Source organism: Streptomyces sp. NBC_01261 (genome assembly GCF_036226385.1).
GTDB lineage: Bacteria > Actinomycetota > Actinomycetes > Streptomycetales > Streptomycetaceae > Streptomyces.
This window is the reverse complement of sequence record NZ_CP108463.1, coordinates 5,741,525-5,760,343: the sequence shown is the minus strand read 5'-3', so window position 1 is coordinate 5,760,343 and position 18,819 is coordinate 5,741,525. Positions and strand designations below refer to the sequence as shown.

Annotated in this window: 14 protein-coding genes and 1 tRNA gene; 3 read left to right on the top strand and 12 right to left on the bottom strand. The window is 68.7% G+C overall.

The window, feature by feature from the left end; genetic code table 11:
* The first annotated feature begins 60 nt into the window (after positions 1 to 60).
* On the top strand, positions 61 to 609 hold the full coding sequence (locus OG226_RS25380; protein WP_019055167.1) for a helix-turn-helix domain-containing protein: 549 nt from the start codon (positions 61 to 63) through the stop codon (positions 607 to 609).
* Positions 610 to 814: 205 nt separating this feature from the next.
* Positions 815 to 2,362, top strand: a complete 1,548-nt coding sequence (locus tag OG226_RS25375) for a serine/threonine-protein kinase (protein WP_328681358.1) — start codon at positions 815 to 817, stop codon at positions 2,360 to 2,362.
* A gap of 34 nt (positions 2,363 to 2,396) precedes the next feature.
* Here the strand turns inward: OG226_RS25375 and OG226_RS25370 are convergent, their stop codons facing one another.
* Positions 2,397 to 3,800: a hypothetical protein gene (locus tag OG226_RS25370; protein ID WP_329350115.1), complete on the bottom strand. Its 1,404-nt coding sequence runs from the start codon at positions 3,798 to 3,800 to the stop codon at positions 2,397 to 2,399.
* 152 nt (positions 3,801 to 3,952) lie between these two features.
* The gene (locus OG226_RS25365) at positions 3,953 to 4,081 is read right to left on the bottom strand and encodes a DLW-39 family protein (RefSeq protein ID WP_003999697.1); all 129 of its coding nucleotides are present in this window, start codon (positions 4,079 to 4,081) and stop codon (positions 3,953 to 3,955) included.
* Positions 4,082 to 4,418: 337 nt separating this feature from the next.
* On the opposite strand from OG226_RS25365, the gene OG226_RS25360 reads away from it, so the two are divergent.
* Positions 4,419 to 4,766: a DUF6344 domain-containing protein gene (locus OG226_RS25360; RefSeq protein WP_329350114.1), complete on the top strand. Its 348-nt coding sequence runs from the start codon at positions 4,419 to 4,421 to the stop codon at positions 4,764 to 4,766.
* A gap of 301 nt (positions 4,767 to 5,067) precedes the next feature.
* Here OG226_RS25360 and OG226_RS25355 read toward each other — a convergent pair whose 3' ends face one another.
* The 10 genes from OG226_RS25355 to dnaA form a co-directional block, all read right to left on the bottom strand.
* Positions 5,068 to 5,481 carry a hypothetical protein gene (locus OG226_RS25355; protein ID WP_329350113.1) on the bottom strand — a complete coding sequence of 138 codons (414 nt, stop codon included), beginning with the start codon at positions 5,479 to 5,481 and terminating at the stop codon, positions 5,068 to 5,070.
* A gap of 115 nt (positions 5,482 to 5,596) precedes the next feature.
* Positions 5,597 to 5,673 (bottom strand) — tRNA-Ile (locus OG226_RS25350).
* A gap of 148 nt (positions 5,674 to 5,821) precedes the next feature.
* Positions 5,822 to 6,607, bottom strand: coding sequence for a DUF3566 domain-containing protein (locus tag OG226_RS25345; RefSeq protein WP_329350112.1), 786 nt, complete (start codon positions 6,605 to 6,607; stop codon positions 5,822 to 5,824).
* A gap of 18 nt (positions 6,608 to 6,625) precedes the next feature.
* Positions 6,626 to 9,217, bottom strand: a complete 2,592-nt coding sequence (gyrA, locus tag OG226_RS25340) for a DNA gyrase subunit A (RefSeq protein ID WP_328681388.1) — start codon at positions 9,215 to 9,217, stop codon at positions 6,626 to 6,628.
* A 42-nt stretch (positions 9,218 to 9,259) separates the two neighbouring features.
* Positions 9,260 to 11,320, bottom strand: a complete 2,061-nt coding sequence (gene gyrB, locus OG226_RS25335; protein WP_328681390.1) for a DNA topoisomerase (ATP-hydrolyzing) subunit B — start codon at positions 11,318 to 11,320, stop codon at positions 9,260 to 9,262.
* A gap of 352 nt (positions 11,321 to 11,672) precedes the next feature.
* Entirely contained in the window at positions 11,673 to 12,221 is a 549-nt protein-coding gene (locus OG226_RS25330; protein WP_328681392.1) for a DUF721 domain-containing protein, read from the bottom strand.
* Positions 12,218 to 13,339 (bottom strand): DNA replication/repair protein RecF, encoded by a 1,122-nt coding sequence (gene recF, locus OG226_RS25325; protein WP_328681394.1) that lies wholly within the window; start codon positions 13,337 to 13,339, stop codon positions 12,218 to 12,220. The genes OG226_RS25330 and recF overlap by 4 nt, the downstream gene beginning before the upstream one ends.
* 87 nt (positions 13,340 to 13,426) lie before the next feature.
* Complete coding sequence (gene gnd / locus OG226_RS25320; RefSeq protein ID WP_329350111.1) at positions 13,427 to 14,302, bottom strand: phosphogluconate dehydrogenase (NAD(+)-dependent, decarboxylating); 876 nt, start codon at positions 14,300 to 14,302, stop codon at positions 13,427 to 13,429.
* A gap of 241 nt (positions 14,303 to 14,543) precedes the next feature.
* On the bottom strand, positions 14,544 to 15,674 hold the full coding sequence (gene dnaN, locus OG226_RS25315; RefSeq protein ID WP_019073352.1) for a DNA polymerase III subunit beta: 1,131 nt from the start codon (positions 15,672 to 15,674) through the stop codon (positions 14,544 to 14,546).
* Positions 15,675 to 16,832: 1,158 nt separating this feature from the next.
* On the bottom strand, positions 16,833 to 18,758 hold the full coding sequence (gene dnaA / locus OG226_RS25310; protein ID WP_328681401.1) for a chromosomal replication initiator protein DnaA: 1,926 nt from the start codon (positions 18,756 to 18,758) through the stop codon (positions 16,833 to 16,835).
* Between the last annotated feature and the right edge of the window lie 61 nt (positions 18,759 to 18,819).

Genomic DNA, 18,819 nt, shown 5'->3' with positions numbered 1-18,819 from the left:
GATGCTCGGCGTGGTTCGCTAGAGCGAACCGCGGTTTTGGGGAAGCGATGGGGAGACGCAATGGACGCCGCACAGCAGGAAGCCACCGCCAGAGCGCGGGAGCTGCAGCGGAATTGGTACGGGGAGCCTTTGGGGGCGCTCTTCCGTAAGCTCATCGACGATCTTGGGCTCAACCAGGCTCGTCTCGCGGGGGTGTTGGGACTGTCCGCGCCGATGTTGTCCCAGCTGATGAGCGGTCAGCGGGCGAAGATCGGCAATCCCGCGGTGGTCCAGCGGGTGCAGTTGCTGCAGGACCTGGCGGGACAGGTCGCGGACGGCAGCGTGAGCGCGGCCGAGGCGACCGAGCGCATGGACGAGATCAAGAAGTCCCAGGGGGGCTCGGTGCTCAGCAACACCACGACCACGACGAGCAGTTCGGGAGCGCCCACGGTCAAGCGGGTCGTCCGCGAGATCCAGTCGCTGTTGCGCTCGGTGGCCGCCGCGGGCGACATCATCGACGCGGCGGACACCCTCGCCCCGACCCACCCCGAACTGGCAGAGTTCCTCCGGGTGTACGGCGCCGGCCGCACCTCGGACGCGGTCGCGCACTACCAGTCCCACCAGAGCTGAGCCACACGGCCCGGCCGCCGATCGGGGGTTCGGCAGCCGGGCACGCGGCCGGTGGGGTGCACGAGGGGGGTCGTGCCGCTCACCGGGAGCACGTGCGGAACATCCGCGAGGGAGTCCCATGAGGAACTGCCGTGAGGGGGAGTTGTATCGCTCGTCCCGGGGGAAGCAACCGAGGTAGCCGAAGGGGGAGGAGCGACGCACAGCCATGGGTGAGGTCTTCGCCGGCCGGTACGAACTGGTCGACCCGATCGGACGCGGCGGTGTCGGCGCGGTCTGGCGCGCCTGGGACCACCGGCGTCGCCGCTATGTGGCCGCCAAGGTCCTGCAGCAGAGCGACGCGCACTCCCTGCTGCGCTTCGTCCGGGAACAGGCACTGCGCATCGACCACCCCCATGTCCTCGCACCGGCCAGCTGGGCCGCCGACGACGACAAGGTCCTGTTCACCATGGATCTGGTGGCCGGCGGTTCGCTCGTCCACCTCATCGGCGACTACGGTCCCCTGCCGCCCGCGTTCGTCTGCACGCTGCTCGACCAGCTCCTCTCCGGTCTCGCCGCGGTGCACGCGGAAGGTGTCGTGCACCGTGACATCAAGCCCGCCAACCTGCTCCTCGAAGCCACCGGCACGGCCCGCCCCCGCCTGCGCCTGTCCGACTTCGGCATCGCGATGCGGCTGGGCGAGGCACGCCTGACGGAGACCAACCTCGTGGTCGGGACGCCGGGTTACCTCGCGCCCGAGCAGATGATGGGAGCGGAGCCGGACTTCCCCGCCGACCTGTTCGCCGTAGGACTGGTGGCGCTGTATCTGCTGGAGGGGGCCAAGCCGGACTCCAAGGCGCTGCTGCAGTACTTCGCGGAGCATGGGACTCCGGGGGCGCCCAAGGGCATTCCCGAGGCGCTGTGGCAGGTCGTGGCGATGCTGTTGCAGCCAGATCCGCAGGCCCGCTTCCGGACGGCCACGGGGGCACGCAAGGCGCTTGCCGCAGCCGCGGAGCTGTTGCCCGAGCCCGGCCCCGACGACGAGTTGATCGAGATCTTCGACCAAATCGGGCCCCTGCCTTCGGAGTTCGCGCCCGAGGGTCCGCTGAAGCGGGCTTCCGGGGTGGACACGGGGTCGACGACGACTCCCTCGTCGTCCAGGTCTCCCGAACCCGAGAACGGCCTGGGGGCCGGTGTCAGGGGTGTCGGCGATGCCGGCAGTGTCAGCGGCGAGGGTCTCGACTCGGCCTGGCCCGGCACGGACTCCGTACCCGTCGATCCACGCCAGGGCATCGCCTCCCAGCCGACGCCGCCCCCAACTCCCACCCCGACTCCGGCCCGGCCGACTTCCCCGCCCCCTTCCCTGTCCCCGCCCCCGATGTCGGACACCGGCAGCTTCCATCTGCCGCCCCCGCAGGCCCCGTACGGACAACAGGCGGACCATGCGCAGGCGGAGCAGAAACGCCAGGCCGCACATCAGACAGCCCAGCCCCACCAGGGCGGCCAGTACCAGCCACCGATGTCCCCCTCGCCCCAGTACTCCTCCCCGCACGACCTCACGCATGTCCTGTCCTCCCCCCAGCCGCGTGCTGATCCCTCTACTGCTTCATACACCGCTCAGGTCCCGCAGGTTCCACTGTCGGCCCCGCCGGTTCCGCAGCACCGCGGCAGGCGGGCCCGGCGGCGTCCCGGGCCACCGGCGAGGGTGGCGATCCCGGTCCTGCTGCTCGCGCTGGCCTGCTACGCGGTGGGGTTCTGGGCGCTGACCCGCATCTGAACCGGGAATCCGAACCGGGGAAGGGGCAGGGCGGCTACAGGGCAGCCGTCGAAACCCGGTCCCGCTCCCGACGCCGGGCCGACACCGTCCACACGCCGAGCGTGGCCAGCAGCACGGTGCCCGCGCCGATCCCGGCCACCGCGAGCACCTTCATCGCGGAGTCGCCGCCTCCCCCGCCTCCCCCGCTTCCCCCGGCGCTCCCTGTAACGGCCGCCGCCTGGTCCTGTGCGGTGACGTCGAAGATGCTCCGGGGCTCGGGCCGGCCCGCGTACCCGGGACCGCCGTGCGCCGTACCGGCGACGCGCACGCGCAGGGTCACCGGGAACGGTCCCTGGCCGAAGTCGTCGGCCAGTTGCGCGTCGAGGTGCACGACGAGGTAGTACGACCCGGCGAAGCGCATCCCGTTCTCGTGGTCGACGACGGAGTAGCGGTTGCGGTACTCGACGGGCGGCAGGGGCTCCAGTGCCACCGACCTCTCGCTGCCCCGGTAACCGAGGCCGGCCTGGTCGACGGAGGCGCGTACGGGGTTGTAGAGCGCCAGGTCCAGCGCGCGGTTCACATAGCCGCTGCCGCCGTCCGAAGCGCCCAACTCGGCTGTGACGGACAGCTGTTGGCCCCAGTCGACCGGCACCTTGTAGAAGAGGGTCCGGCCGGGCCCGATGTCGTCCCGCCACGCGCCCTGCCCGACGGCGACCGCCCCGGCGAAGCCCGAACCGCCCGCACGGCGCCGCGCCTCCCCCGTGACGGCCTCGGGCGACGCGGAGTCCCAGACCTGGGGCGCGTCGGTCGCGCCGGCCTGGGCCAGCGCGGGTTCCGACACCGCGGTGAGTTCCAGCCCCCAGGTGTCCGACGAGGAATCCGACGCGTCGACGCGCTCGACGAGCACGTAGTACTTGCCGCTCCCCTTGCACAGCGCCTTGCCCGCCTCCCGCACGGCCCAAGCGGTCACGGGGTGGGGACTCCGGCCGGCCCCGAAGGTGGCGCTCCGGTACGTGCAGCCGGAACCCTTGGCGTTCCGCATCGACACCTTGATGCCGTCGGTGGCGGCGACGGTGGTGCCCGCCGGAGGCACGGCGGTCACGGAGACATAGGCGTTCGACGTGGCGTCGAGATCAAGGCCGTAGTAGACGCCGGCCCCCTTCGAGAGGGAACTCCTGTACGTCCCACCGGGTTTCAGGTCTTCGGCGTCCGCGATGCCGGTCGCTCCGTCGACAACCCGGTCGCCCTTGTCGTAGCCGTAGGAGCTGGACGACCCGGCCGCCATGGCGGGCCGGTCCGTGAGGGCGGCCGTCGCGCACAGGACCGCGGCGAGGACCACGACACGTCGTACGGCCCCGGCGACGGGCGTACGGCCGCCCTGTGCCCGCGTCGTCCGCCACCACGCCGTACGCCGCCCCATCACGCGCCACCCCTCGTCGTTGCTCCGGACGTGGCCCATCCTGCCCCGCACGCGCGCGTGGCATCCCGGCAATGCGGACGCGTGTCCGAAACGCCTGGGTCGTGGCGGCCGTACCCGCACCGGGGCAGGGGCGCAACACAAAGCCCCGACCGCCAGGCGGTCGGGGCTTGATCAGAACTCGTTCTCGGTACTCAGGAACCCGTGGGCACGGAGTCGGTCGCCTCCGTCCACAGATCCTGCTCGGCGCGATCCGCCTGGATCTGGCGGTACACGAGGAGCCCGCCGATGGCGGCCAGTGCGACCAGGAGAAGCTTCTTCACCGCGCGACCTCGTCTTTCCTTGACGTAGGGGACCTCTGTCGCCCGACTATACACACCGACCGAGACCGATCAGTGACCTGCGTCCGGGGTCAACTCCCGCCCGGGACAGCGCAGTAGGAGCGGACGCGACCGCTCCGATCTGAGGGTGATCACATCCCCACGGAGGGTTACTTCGCCCTTCTTTCGCGCATATTCGGCCGTTTTGTGGCCTCTTGCGCCCATCCGAGTGGTGTTCATCAGAACATCGACGCGCCATGGGCGTCGGTCCACCACTTCGCGACCCCCATACACATCATGAGGAAAGTACGCAAATCGCCCAACCTGAAAGTGAGGGGCCATGGCCCAGCTCAAGGTCCAGAAGTTGTGGAACGCCTTCGTCACCGGCTTCCTGGCACTGTGCACGGCGCTCGGACTCATCACGGTCACCGCGACGGTCGCCGCCGCGACTCCGCGGACCGAGGCGGCGAGCACCAGCGCGGTCGCCGAGACCACGACACCGGCGGCCTCCCCCTGGTCCTTCACCAGGTCGCTGCCCCCCACGATGAAGCAACGCATCCGCGCCGAGGCCCACGGCAAGTCCCCCAGCTGCCGCCACCGCCCGCCGACGGACACGGACGAGACCGCGGAGACGGCCGACGCGACGGAGACGGACCACGCCGAGCCGGGAGCCCCGCTCCAGCGCTGACCGGAGTCCCTCCAGCAGCACTCCGGGCCCCCCGCCAGCACTGCCTCAGGCCCAGCCCCCCAGCACTACCTCAGGCCCGTCCAGCGCTGCCTCCGGCCCCTCCAGCACTGACCTGCGCGCCGACACCCAGGCCCGCGAGCCTCCCTGGCCCTACCCGACTTGCCCGACCTGCCCGACTTGCCCGACCGTCCGCCCTCTCTGACACAGCGGCGAACTTGCGTACAAAGCTCCAGAGACAACACAGAGGACCCCGAGAACCCCTGGCCCACCGTGGCCGGGGGTCTTCCGGCGTGCGCGCGGCTCAGCCTTCCCCGGCCCCACCGAACGGCCCGTCCGTGCGGACCAGAATCCCGGGGCAATCCGGATCGACCACCCCCGTGTAGTGATTGGTCCAGAAGTCCCGCCGGGTGCGCGGCAACGGCACTTCCACAAGCCGGCCGTCATGGATCATCCACACGCCGAAGCAGTCGTCCTCCTCGTCGTGGATCAGCACCTGAACGGTGTGCGGCGACGGCCAGGGCAGAGACTCAAGGTGCCCCAGCAGCCCGGCCCATCGGCTCCGTCGTACGAACTCGATGGCCCAGCCGTCGAACATGCCGTGGCCGACGTCGACGAACTCACCTGTCCACGGGCGGCTTTCGTCCCGCTCGGTCAGCGGTTTCATGATGTCTCGTGCGTCCCTGGCCAACACGACGACCTCGGCGAATCTGCTCATGGGCGAGTATCAGCGGCCACCAGGGGGACACGGCAACCGAAATTCCGCCGGGCCTGATCGCCCTGCCCGTAGACGCCAAAGACCCCCAACCGCAACCGGTTGGGGGTCTTCGTGCTGGTGGGGCTAACAGGATTTGAACCTGTGGCCTCATCCTTATCAGGGATGCGCTCTAACCAACTGAGCTATAGCCCCGCCGCGCTTTGCGGAGTGTGTCCCGCGCGCTGACTCCTGAAGATTAGCGCACGACACGGGCAGTCCCAAAATCGATAGTCACAGGACCGTCGGCAGGGGTTTCAACCCGCGTTCACCCGGCTTCTCGCCCGTCGTGTCGTCCGCCTTCTCACTCGTCCTCGGCGAGCGTCAGCTCGATGCCGCCGACGAAGCCCGCGGAGAGGTTGTAGATGAACGCACCCAGCGTCGCGAGGGCCGTGGCCAGGACGACGTCGATGACCGCGATGATCCCGGAGAACGTCAGGACGTGCGGGAGGGACAGGAAGGACTGCAGGTCGAAGCCGTTCGACTCGTTCGAGCCGGTCGCCTCCGAGATCGTGCCGCCGACCGTCGAGAAGACCCCCATCGCGTCCATGACCATCCACAGCACCGCGGACGCCACGACCGTGCAGATGCCCAGCGCGATGGAGAGCAGGAAGCTGACCTTCATCACGGACCACGGGTCGGCCTTGGCCACCCGCAGCCGCGCCTTGCGGGTGCGCGGCGCGGTCCGAGCGCCCGTGCGCGGCCTGCGTACGGCACCGCTCTGGGCGGCGGCGGGCGACTGCGTGGGGTAGGCCTGCGGCGGGTGGTACGGCCCCGCCGTCTGCTGCGGCTGACGCTCGCCCGGCAAGGGGGAACCCGGCGGCGCGGCCGGTGCGGCGGGCTGGGCCGGCGCCTTGGCGCCCGGCGCGGCCGGGCCCGCCCCAGCGGACTGCTGCTGGGTCTGCGGACCTCGGGTGTCCGTCACAGTTCCCCCCTGGGATCCATGCGTGTCGGGCGAGTGCGCGTCCGTCTTCTTCACGTCGATCGCCCGCAGTTGGGTCGTGTGCGGATCTGTCGCGTTCGCGGCGGAGCCACGGCCGCCGCCGTCCGTGTCCGTACCGGTCGATCCGGCGCCCGTGGCTCCGCTCACGATGACTCTCTCCTCGTGCTACTCGTCCGAGGGTGCGTCACCCTCGTCCGTGCCGGTGGTCGCGACACCCTCGGTGGTCTCGTCGACGGCTTCGTCGCCGACGACTTCCTCCGCCTCGGGTCCCGCCTCGGCGTTACGAGCGATACCGACGACGGCATCGCGCTTGCCCAGGTTGATCAGTTGGACGCCCATGGTGTCACGGCCCGTCTCCCTGACCTCGTTGACTCGCGTACGAATCACACCGCCGGACAGCGTGATGGCGAGGATCTCGTCGGTCTCCTCGACCACCAGCGCGCCGACGAGAGAACCGCGGTCCTCGACGATCTTGGCGGCCTTGATACCCAGGCCGCCGCGACCCTGGACGCGGTACTCGTCGACGGCGGTCCGCTTCGCGTACCCGCCGTCTGTGGCAGTGAACACGAACGTACCGGGTCGAACAACATTCATCGAGAGAAGTTGGTCGCCCTCACGGAAACTCATGCCCTTGACACCGGAGGTGGCACGCCCCATGGGACGCAGTGCGTCGTCCGTGGCAGTGAACCGGATCGACTGCGCCTTCTTGCTGATCAGCAGCAGATCGTCCTCGGACGAAACGAGTTCGGCGCCGATCAGTTCGTCGTCGGAACCGTCCTCCGTCTCACGGAGGTTGATCGCGATGACACCACCGGAGCGGGGCGAATCGTAATCCTTCAGAGGCGTCTTCTTCACCAAGCCTCCCTTGGTGGCGAGGACCAGGTAGGGCGTCGCTTCGTAGTCGCGGATCGCGAGGATCTCGGCGATCGCCTCGTCCGGCTGGAAGGCCAGCAGGTTCGCGACATGCTGCCCGCGCGCGTCCCGTCCTGCGTCCGGGAGTTCGTACGCCTTCGCGCGGTAGACGCGGCCCTTGTTGGTGAAGAACAGCAGCCAGTGGTGGGTCGTCGACACGAAGAAGTGGTCGACGATGTCGTCTTCCTTGAGCTTCGTGCCGCGGACGCCCTTGCCGCCGCGCTTCTGGGAGCGATAGTCGTCCGCCTTGGTGCGCTTGACGTAACCACCGCGCGAGATGGTGACGACGATGTCCTCTTCGGCGATCAGGTCCTCCATGGACATGTCGCCGTCGAAGGGCACCAGCATCGTCTTGCGGTCGTCGCCGAACTTCTCGACGATCGCGGCGAGTTCCTCGCTGACGATGCCGCGCTGGCGGACCGGGGAGGCGAGGATCGCGTTGTACTCGGTGATCTTCGCCTGGAGTTCGTCGTGCTCCTGGATGATCTTCTGGCGCTCCAGGGCGGCCAGTCGGCGGAGCTGCATCTCCAGGATCGCGTTCGCCTGGATCTCGTCGATCTCCAGGAGGCCCATCAGGCCCGTGCGCGCGATGTCGACGGTGTCGCTGCGCCGGATCAGCGCGATGACCTCGTCGATGGCGTCCAGGGCCTTCAGGAGGCCGCGCAGGATGTGCGCCCGCTCCTCGGCCTTGCGCAGCCGGAACTTCGTCCGGCGGACGATGACCTCGATCTGGTGCGCCACCCAGTGCCGGATGAACGCGTCCAGGGAGAGGGTCCTCGGCACCCCGTCGACCAGGGCCAGCATGTTGGCGCTGAAGTTCGACTGCAGATCGGTGTGCTTGTAGAGGTTGTTCAGTACGACCTTGGCGACCGCGTCCCTCTTCAGGACGATGACGAGGCGCTGGCCGGTACGGGACGACGTCTCGTCGCGGACGTCCGCGATGCCGCCGACCTTGCCGTCCTTCACCAGGTCGGCGATCTTCTGCGCGAGGTTGTCGGGGTTGGTCTGGTAGGGGAGTTCGGTGACCACCAGGCACTGGCGGTTCTGGATCTCCTCGACCTCGACGACCGCGCGCATGGTGATCGAGCCGCGCCCGGTGCGGTACGCCTCTTCGATGCCCTTACGGCCGACGACGAGCGCGCCGGTCGGGAAGTCGGGGCCCTTGATGCGCTCGATCAGCGCGTCCAGCAGCTCCTCGTGGGAGGCCTCGGGGTTCTCCAGGCACCACTGGGCGCCCGCCGCGACCTCACGGAGGTTGTGCGGCGGGATGTTGGTGGCCATGCCGACCGCGATGCCCGCCGAGCCGTTGATCAGCAGGTTCGGGAAGCGGGCCGGCAGGACGGTCGGCTCCTGGGAGCGGCCGTCGTAGTTGTCCGTGAAGTCGACGGTCTCCTCGTCGATGTCACGGACCATCTCCATGGACAGCGGCGCCAGCTTGCACTCGGTGTAGCGCATGGCGGCGGCGGGGTCGTTGCCCGGGGAGCCGAAGTTGCCGTTGGAGTCCACCAGCGGCATCCGCATCGACCACGGCTGCGCGAGGCGGACCAGCGCGTCGTAGATCGAGGAGTCGCCGTGCGGGTGGTAGTTGCCCATGACGTCGCCGACGACACGGGCGCACTTGTAGAAGCCCTTCTCGGGCCGGTAGCCGCCGTCGTACATGGCGTACAGGACGCGGCGGTGGACGGGCTTGAGGCCGTCACGGACGTCGGGCAGGGCTCGCGACACGATGACGGACATCGCGTAGTCGAGGTACGAGCGCTGCATCTCCGTCTCAAGCCCTACGGGCTCGACGCGCTGGGTGATGACGCCCTCTTCAGGCGTACTGGGAGTGTTCTCGTCGGCCATTGCTGGTGAAGATCCTTCCTGATGCGGTCAGCTGAGACCGACTCAGATGTCGAGGAAGCGGACGTCCTTGGCGTTGCGCTGGATGAACTGGCGGCGCGCCTCGACGTCCTCGCCCATGAGGACCGAGAACAGGTCGTCGGCCTGCGCGGCGTCGTCCAGGGTGACCTGGCCGAGGACGCGGTGCTCCTGGTCCATCGTGGTGATGCGCAGCTCCTCGGCGTTCATCTCGCCGAGACCCTTGAAGCGCTGGATCGAGTCTTCCCTGATGCGCTTGCCGCTCTGCCTGCCCAGCTCGATCAGGGCGTCGCGCTCACGGTCCGAGTACGCGTACTCGAAGTCGTCACGGCCCCACTTGATCTTGTACAGCGGGGGACGCGACAGGAACACGTGCCCGGCCTCGACCAGCGGCCGCATGAAGCGGAACAGGAAGGTCAGCAGCAGGGTGCTGATGTGCTGACCGTCGACGTCGGCGTCCGCCATCAGGATGATCTTGTGATAGCGCAGCCTGGCGATGTCGAAGTCCTCGTGGACTCCGGTGCCGAAGGCGGAGATCAGTGCCTGGATCTCCTGGTTCTGCAGGATCTTGTCGATCCTGGCCTTCTCGACGTTGAGGATCTTTCCGCGGATCGGGAGGATCGCCTGGTACTGCGGGTTCCGGCCGGACTTGGCCGAGCCGCCGGCGGAGTCACCCTCGACGATGAAGATCTCGCACTTGGTGGGGTCGTTCGACTGGCAGTCGGACAGCTTGCCCGGCAGGGACGCCGTCTCCAGGAGGCCCTTGCGACGGGTGAGGTCACGGGCCTTGCGGGCCGCCACGCGCGCGGTGGCCGCCTGGATGCCCTTGCGGATGATGTCCGAGGCCTCGTTCGGGTTGCGGTCGAGCCAGTCGTTGAGGTGCTCGTAGACCGCCTTCTGTACGAAGGTCTTCGCTTCGGTGTTGCCGAGCTTGGTCTTCGTCTGGCCCTCGAACTGCGGCTCGGCCAGCTTCACCGAGATGATCGCGGTCAGACCCTCGCGGATGTCGTCGCCCGTGAGGTTGTCGTCCTTCTCGCGGAGCAGCTTCTTGTCGCGCGCGTACTTGTTGATCAGCGACGTCAGCGCGGCCCGGAAGCCCTCTTCGTGCGTGCCGCCCTCATGCGTGTGGATGATGTTGGCGAAGGAGTACACACCCTCGCTGTAACCACTGTTCCACTGCATCGCGACCTCAAGGGACAGGCTCTTGTCCTTGTCCTCCGCCTCCAGGTCGATGACGGTCGGGTGCACCACGTCCCCCTTGCGGGAGTTGAGGTACGTCACGTAGTCGACGATGCCGCCCTCGTAGTGGTACGTGACGGTCTTGACGTCGTCCTTCTCGTCCGCACCCGCCTCGTCGGCACCGGCCGTGGCCTTCGCCAGCTCGCGCTCGTCAGTGAGTTTGATCGTCAAACCCTTGTTGAGGAACGCCATCTCCTGGAAGCGCCGCGACAGCGTCTCGAAGGAGTACTCGGTGGTCTCGAAGACGTCCGGGTCGGCCCAGAAGGTGACCGACGTACCGGTCTCGTCGGTGGCCTCGTGCTGCGCGAGCGGGGCGGTCGGAACGCCCAGCTTGTAGTCCTGCGTCCAGCGGTAGCCGTCGGTCCTGACCTCGACCGCGACCTTGCTGGACAGCGCGTTCACCACGGACACGCCCACGCCGTGCAGACCGCCGGAGACCGCGTAACCGCCGCCCCCGAACTTGCCGCCCGCGTGCAGCACCGTCAGCACGACCTCGATGGCCGGCTTGCCCTCGGACGGGACGATGCCCACCGGGATGCCGCGGCCGTTGTCGATGACGCGCACGCCACCGTCGTGAAGGATCGTGACGTCGATGGTGTCCGCGTGCCCGGCCAGCGCCTCGTCGACGGAGTTGTCGACGACTTCCTGCACGAGGTGGTGCAGGCCGCGCTCGCCGGTCGATCCGATGTACATACCGGGTCGCTTGCGGACCGCGTCCAGCCCTTCGAGGACGGTGATCGCGCTGGCGTCGTACGAGGCGGTGACCTCGCCGTTCGAGGTGTGAGCCCCGCCGTTGGCGCCGGCGTCGGTGGAGGGGATGTTCTCGTTGGGGTTGCCGGAATCGGCCACGAAGCGCCCTTTCTGGCACAGCACAAGCCAGGCTCAGGCTGGTGGCCGGAGCGGCTGCGGCGTGTTGCGTTGGTAAGCCTTAGTCAGCGTTGCTCGGTGTCTGTCCCACAAGTGGGGCGGGATTGCTCCCAGTCTACCGGTAGCGCCGACATGGATGGGGGTTTGCCGGTACCTGAGTCCTCATGTGCCGCCCTCAACCGGTCTCTCCCGACTCCCCATATACGGAACGGGGCTCAAAGAGGCTCACGGAGGCACTCAGCGCTTCCGGGTGTCAACCCTTTGCTACTCCGGGGTCAGGTCGGTATTCGCAACCGCGTCCGTTCACCCGCCGGAACCCGCGCTGTGATGTCAGTCACCCATAGGTGTCGCCGGGACCCGTGCTGCCAGGAGCGCGCAGGGGACCGTAGCGACGGGGCGGCCCACCGGGGCCGTTCACCTTGAGGAGCTTCACCGTGCCGTGCCCCAGGTCCTCGTTCAGCCGGGCCACCAACTGCGGGGCGAGGAGGCGCAGGTTCGTCGCCCAGGCCGTCGAATCGCAGCGCACGATCAGGACCCGCTCGTCCTCGTCGTACTTCTCGGGAACGCAGTGATTGGCCAGGTCCTCGCCGACGATCTGCGGCCAGCGGCCCATCACCCCGCCCACCGCGGCCGGCGTCTCCCAGCCGCGCTCGTTCAGCAGCCGGTTGATCGCAGCACCGAGGGCCATCGGGTCGCGGCCGTCGGCGCGCGCGCCGGAGCGCAGGCCACCGCGCCGCGCCTGCTTCTTCTGCTGCGCCGCGTCCCCACGCGCGCGTGCCTGTTCCTTCGCGGCGCGCAACGCCACGCGCGCGAGGTCGACGCCGGAGGGCTCGACGGCCTTCTTGGGCGCGGGTTCCCCGCCCGCGGGCTGGTCCGTCGTCATACGCGCTCCACCGCCCCCTCCGCCACGCTGTACCGCGTCCCCGCCAGGACATGCGGTACGTCGTCGTCGACCGCGGCCGTCACCAGCACCTGCTCGCCGGGCGCCACCAGCTCGGCCAGCCGCTCCCGACGCCGCGTGTCCAGCTCCGCGAACACGTCGTCGAGCACGAGCACCGGCTCATTGCCCTCACCCCGGAGCAGGTCGTACGACGCGAGCCGCAACGCCAGCGCGTAGGACCAGGACTCCCCGTGCGAGGCGTACCCCTTGGCGGGCAACTGACCGAGTTTGAGAATCAAATCGTCCCGATGCGGTCCTACGAGGGTGACGCCCCGCTCGATCTCCTGCTTGCGCGCCTCCGCGATCGCCGCCATCAACTGCTCGTAGAGGTCTTCACGCGTGTGTGCCTCACCGGGCGCCGACGGCTTGTACTCCAGGGCCACCGGGCCGCCCCCGGGGGCGAGTTGCTCGTACGCCTTGTCGGCGAGGGGCTGGACCGCGGCGATCAGATCGAGCCGCTGGGCGAGCAACTCGGCGCCCACGCGCGCGAGATGCTGATCCCACACGTCGAGCGTGGACAGGTCCATGGACCGCCCACCGTGCCGCCGCGCCAACGCGGCCGACTTCAGCAGGGTGTTGCGCTGCTTGAGCACCCGCTCGTAGTCGGAACGGACCCCGGCCATACGCGGGGACCGCGCGGTGATCAGCTCGTCCAGAAAACGCCGCCGCTCCCCGGGATCACCCTTCACCAGGGCGAGGTCCTCGGGCGCGAACAGCACGGTCCGTACGATGCCCAGCACGTCACGGGGCCTGACCTGCGAGGACCGGTTGATGCGGGCGCGGTTGGCGCGGCCGGGGTTCAGCTCCAGCTCGACCAGCTGCTGCCGCTCGCCCTGTCTGACCTGCGCCCGGATGATCGCGCGCTCGGCGCCCATGCGGACGAGGGGGGCGTCGGAGGAGACGCGGTGACTGCCCAGGGTGGCGAGATAGCCGATGGCCTCGACGAGGTTGGTCTTGCCCTGCCCATTGGGTCCCACGAACGCGGTGACGCCGGGGTCGAGCGGGACGTCGACCCCGGCGTACGAGCGGAAGTCGGCCAGCGAAAGATGCGTGACGTGCATGGTCGTTCGCCGACCTCCCCCAGGTTGTGGATGCACGGGCCGCGGCCCGTGCATCTGCGGATCTGTGGATTACTTCGCCGTTGTGGACTACTTCGTCTCGACCGCGTGGCCGCCGAACTGGTTGCGCAGCGCCGCGATCATCTTCATCTGCGGGGAGTCGTCCTGGCGCGACGCGAACCGCGCGAAGAGGGAGGCCGTGATCGCGGGGAGCGGCACGGCGTTGTCGATGGCGGCCTCGACGGTCCAGCGGCCCTCGCCGGAGTCCTCGGCGTAACCCTTGAGCTTGTCGAGGTGCTCGTCGCCGTCCAGGGCGTTGACGGCCAGGTCGAGCAGCCAGGAGCGGATGACCGTGCCCTCCTGCCAGGACCGGAAGACCTCGCGGACGTCCGTCACCGAGTCGACCTTCTCCAGCAGCTCCCAGCCCTCGGCATAGGCCTGCATCATGGCGTACTCGATGCCGTTGTGGACCATCTTGGAGAAGTGGCCCGCGCCGACCTTGCCTGCGTGAACGAAGCCGAACTCGCCCTCGGGCTTGAGCGCGTCAAAGACGGGCTGGACTTTGGCGATGTTCTCGGCGTCTCCGCCGACCATCAGGGCGTAGCCGTTCTGGAGGCCCCAGACGCCGCCTGAGACGCCCGCGTCGACGAAGCCGATGTCCTTGGCGCCCAGCTCCGCCGCGTGCTTCTCGTCGTCCGTCCAGCGGGAGTTGCCACCGTCCACGACGACGTCTCCGGGCTCCAGGAGCCCGGCCAGCTCGTCGACGGTCGCCTGGGTCGGGGCGCCGGCCGGGACCATCACCCAGACCACGCGCGGGCCCTTGAGCTTGCCCACAAGCTCTTCCAGGCTGTGGACATCGGCGAGGTCCGGGTTGCGGTCGTATCCGATGACGGTGTGGCCTGCGCGGCGGATGCGCTCGCGCATGTTGCCGCCCATCTTGCCGAGGCCGACGAGACCGAGCTCCATCAGTTGTTCCTTAGGGTGCGACGTGGCATGAAGGCACTTGCGTACCTGTGTCCGAGCCTAGACCCGGACGGTCATGCACACCTGTGGGCATACGCGCTCAGAAGTACCGAGCCGTATGCCCCGACCTGCGGTGTTCTCGTCGGTACAGGATCAGCCGCTCAGGCGAACCGGCATACTGCGACCTTGTGGGGGATAACCCCCACAAGCCCAGCGGTCCTCCAGGGCGAGCCGACTCAGATTCTCAGCCGCTCAGGCGAACCGGCATGATCAGGTACTTGTAGGCCTCGTCCGCCTCGGCGTCCAGGGCCGGCTTGCCGCTGAGCAGCGCGGGCTTCGTGGAGGTCGTGAAGGACAGCTGGGCCACCGGGGAGTCGATGGCGCTCAGACCGTCCAGCAGGAACGTCGGGTTGAAGGCGATCGACACGTCGTCGCCCTCAAGGTTCGCGTCGACGCGCTCCACAGCCTGTGCGTCGTCGCTGGAACCGGCCTCCAGGATCAGCACACCCTGCTCGAAGCTCAGCCGCACCGGGGTGTTGCGCTCGGCGACCAGGGCCACGCGCTTGACGGCCTCCACGAAGGGGGCGGTCTCGATCACCGCGATGGAGTTGAACTCCGTCGGGAACAGCGAGCGGTACTTCGGGAGGTCGCCCTCCAGGAGACGGGTCGTCGTACGACGGCCGGCGCCCTCGAAGCCGATGAGGCCTTCTCCCGCGCCGGAGCCGGACAGCGCCAGGATGACGCTGTCGCCGCTCGTGAGGGCCTTGGCGGTGTCCAGGAGCGTCTTGGCGGGCACCAGGGCCACCGCGGACGCCTCCGGGTTCTCCGGCTTCCACAGGAACTCACGGACCGCGAAGCGGTAGCGGTCGGTGGACGCCAGCGTCACCGTGTCGCCCTCGATCTCGATGCGCACACCGGTGAGGACGGGCAGTGTGTCGTCACGGCCGGCCGCGATGGCCACCTGGGCGGCCGCCGAGGCGAACACCTCACCGGGGACGGTGCCGGTCGCGCCCGGCATCTGCGGCAGCGCCGGGTACTCCTCCACAGGCAGTGTGTGCAGGGTGAAGCGGGAGGAGCCGCAGACCACCGTCGCCCGTACACCGTCTGTGGAAATCTCCACCGGCCGGTTGGGAAGGGCGCGGCAGATGTCGGCCAGCAGTCGGCCGGAGACGAGGACCGTGCCCTCCTCCTCGACCTCCGCGTCGACCGACACGCGCGCGGAGACCTCGTAGTCGAAGCTGGACAGGCTCAGCTGCCCCTCCTCGGACTTCAGCAGGAGGCCGGCGAGGACCGGCGCCGGCGGACGGGCCGGGAGGCTGCGTGCGGCCCAGGCCACTGCCTCCGCGAGTACGTCGCGTTCCACCCGGATCTTCACTGTTGCCGCCTCCTGCTGTTGCCGGCGCTTCTCGGCCTGCCTGGCTTCGTCGTCTGTCTCGGTGTCGTCGGTCCCTGTGAGGGGAAGGACATCGGGGAACAGTCTGACGCACGGCACTGACAGTAGGTGCCTATCGGGGTCAAGTCGTGACGAGGGGCTGTCGGGCGACGAAGCGAGAGTTGTGCACAGGCCCCGCTTCGAAACGGTTTCCCAGCTCTCTCTAGTTGCTAGTAGTAGTAGGGGCTGTGGATACCGTGGATAACCGCGTTTTCGCAGCTCAGGGCGGGAATTTTGTCCACCGGCCCTGTGGGCGACGGCGGTGGACAACCTCGGGTTTCTGTGGAGAACGGAAAGTTCTGCACACCCCATGCACAGCCGAGGGCCACTTCTCCCCAGCGCCGTCCCCAGCTTTACCCGCCTTTCCCACAGCCCAACCCGGCACCTTCGTGTGACGCCTTTCACTCGACACGGTGAGATGGCGCGTTGCGTTGCCGAACAGTGGACAGCGGTGTGGAGAAGCTGGAGATCGCTGGGGACAACCGGCCCCAGCCTGTGGGTTGTCGGTGGACAACTTGATCCACAGGCTGGGGATCAAAGATCTGTCCACAGCCTGTGGATATCTTTTGTCCACGAATCCACAAGCACTTGACCTGGTCTGATCGTCCCGCACCCGCCGCGCCTGTGGACACGATCTGGACAACTTCACAGTCCCCAGGATGTGGACGGAAGAAAGTCGCCGAATCTGTGGAGGACGGCCGTAACCCGGCGGGTATTCGAACAGCGGGGACGCGGTCCGTGGGTTTGAGACGACGGCGAACGGCTGCCGGATCGGCTCTGGATCGCCCCCGGAGGGGCTGAGGATCGGCCGCGAACCGCGTCGGAGCACCTTCGGAATGGCTTCGGACAGGCCCAAGAGAGGCTCCGGAACGGGTCCGGAAACGGCTGCGGATCGTCTCCGGACGCCTCTGACACCTCCGCACACCTTCGGGACGCTCTTCTTCGACTCCCCTGCGCCCGCTCCCGGCGTCCGGAGAAGCGCCGTCCGGCCCCCCTTCGTGCGCGCCGTACCGACCGCTTCCCGGCAAGCCGAAGGGCGCCCCGGGAGAGATCCGGGGCGCCCTTGGGTGTCGTAGCTCTGGTGTCGTAACTCCGCGGCTGTCAGCCGTTCTTGATGCGGTTGGTCAGTTCGGTGACCTGGTTGTAGATCGAGCGGCGCTCGGCCATCAGGGCGCGGATCTTGCGGTCGGCGTGCATGACCGTCGTGTGGTCGCGCCCGCCGAACTGCGCGCCGATCTTCGGCAGGGAGAGGTCGGTCAGTTCGCGGCACACGTACATCGCGATCTGCCGGGCCGTGACCAGCTGCCGGCCGCGTGAACTGCCGCACAGGTCCTCGACCGTGATGCCGAAGTAGTCGGCGGTCGCGCCCATGATCGCCGTCGCCGTGATCTCCGGTGTGGAGTCCTCGCCGCCCGGAATGAGGTCCTTGAGGACGATCTCGGTGAGACCGAGGTCGACCGGTTGCCGGTTGAGCGACGCGAACGCCGTCACCCGGATCAGCGCCCCCTCCAGCTCGCGGATGTTGCGCGAGATGCGGGAGGCGATGAACTCCAGGACCTCCGGCGGGGCGTTGAGCTGCTCCTGCACCGCCTTCTTACGAAGGATGGCGATACGGGTCTCCAGCTCGGGCGGCTGGACGTCGGTGATCAGTCCCCACTCGAAACGGTTCCGCAGCCGGTCTTCCAGCGTGACCAGTTGCTTGGGCGGCCGGTCGCTGGAGAGCACGATCTGCTTGTTCGCGTTGTGGAGCGTGTTGAACGTGTGGAAGAACTCCTCCTGCGTCGACTCCTTGTCCGCGAGGAACTGGATGTCGTCGACCAGAAGGATGTCCATCTCGCGGTACCGCTTGCGGAAGCTGTCGCCCTTGCCGTCGCGGATCGAGTTGATGAACTCGTTGGTGAACTCCTCGGAGCTGACGTACCGCACGCGCGTGCCGGGATACAGGCTCCGCGCGTAGTGCCCGATCGCGTGCAGCAGGTGCGTCTTGCCGAGCCCCGACTCCCCATAGATGAAAAGGGGGTTGTACGCCTTCGCGGGCGCCTCGGCGACGGCGACCGCGGCCGCGTGCGCGAAGCGGTTCGAGGCACCGATCACGAACGTGTCGAAGAGGTACTTCGGGTTCAGGCGCGCGGTCGGCTCACCCGGGCCCGCCGCCGGCGCGGGCTTCGAGCCCAGCGGTCCGGGCGACCCCGGACCACCGCGGTGCACATGGCCGGAGTGCGAGTCGGACAGGTCGCGGCGCGCGTCGCGCTGGTTGTAGTGCTCGCGGGACTTCTCGTACTCGGCCCGCGACTGTTCGTACTCGGCGCGCTGCTGCTCGTAGGACGGACGCTCCATCGACTGCGGGCGGTACTCCTGCGCCGGCGGCGCGTACTGGTCCTGCTGCGACTGGTACGAGTCCTGAGGCGGACCGTACTTGTCCTTCGCCGGTGCCCCGTACTGGTCCTGGGACGGCGGGCCGTACTGGTCCTGCGACGGCGACGCGTACGGGTCCCGCTCGGGGAAGCCGAGCCGCTGCTGCTGCCAGCCGTAGTCGTCCTGCGACGGACGCGGCCAGGCGCCCGGCTCGGGGCGCTGGTACTCCGACGGATAGGCGGGGCGGGCGGTGGGCAGCTGGTCGCCGGGGCCGCCCGGGAGCGGCTCGGCGCGATGACGGCCGTAGCCGCCCTCGTAGGGGTCCCGGCTCTGCTCGGGTTCCTCGTAGCGCCGCTGGGGCTGGGCGGGGGGTGCCGGCGGGCCGGGGGGATCGCCGGCGGAGTCGTCGACGGTGATCGCGATGCGGATCGGTCGGCCGCACTCGCGGCTCAGCGTCTCGCTGACGATCGGGGCGAGGCGGCCTTCGAGCACGCCTTTCGCAAATTCGTTCGGTACGGCGAGCAAGGCGGTGTCGGCGACGAGTGCCAGGGGTTGGCAGCGCCGGATCCAGTGCTCGTCCTTGGTCTCGACACCCTGCCCACGCCCCTCACCGAGAAGTTGCTCCAGCACTCGTGGCCACACTGCGGCAAGATCGGCAGGTACGTCAGCCACAGGGCACGCTCTCTCACGGGTCCCACGAACGTGTGGTTCGCGGACGGGACGGGATGTACAT

Excerpts from the sequence above, each read along its gene's own strand:
- gnd (WP_329350111.1), bottom strand. The coding sequence starts at position 14,302 with ATGGAGCTCGGTCTCGTCGGCCTCGGCAAGATGGGCGGCAACATGCGC.
- OG226_RS25370 (WP_329350115.1), bottom strand. The coding sequence starts at position 3,800 with ATGGGCCACGTCCGGAGCAACGACGAGGGGTGGCGCGTGATGGGGCGG.
- recF (WP_328681394.1), bottom strand. The coding sequence starts at position 13,339 with ATGCACGTCACGCATCTTTCGCTGGCCGACTTCCGCTCGTACGCCGGG.
- gyrA (WP_328681388.1), bottom strand. The coding sequence starts at position 9,217 with ATGGCCGACGAGAACACTCCCAGTACGCCTGAAGAGGGCGTCATCACC.
- OG226_RS25355 (WP_329350113.1), bottom strand. The coding sequence starts at position 5,481 with ATGAGCAGATTCGCCGAGGTCGTCGTGTTGGCCAGGGACGCACGAGAC.
- OG226_RS25375 (WP_328681358.1), top strand. The coding sequence starts at position 815 with ATGGGTGAGGTCTTCGCCGGCCGGTACGAACTGGTCGACCCGATCGGA.
- OG226_RS25380 (WP_019055167.1), top strand. The coding sequence starts at position 61 with ATGGACGCCGCACAGCAGGAAGCCACCGCCAGAGCGCGGGAGCTGCAG.
- OG226_RS25360 (WP_329350114.1), top strand. The coding sequence starts at position 4,419 with ATGGCCCAGCTCAAGGTCCAGAAGTTGTGGAACGCCTTCGTCACCGGC.
- OG226_RS25330 (WP_328681392.1), bottom strand. The coding sequence starts at position 12,221 with ATGACGACGGACCAGCCCGCGGGCGGGGAACCCGCGCCCAAGAAGGCC.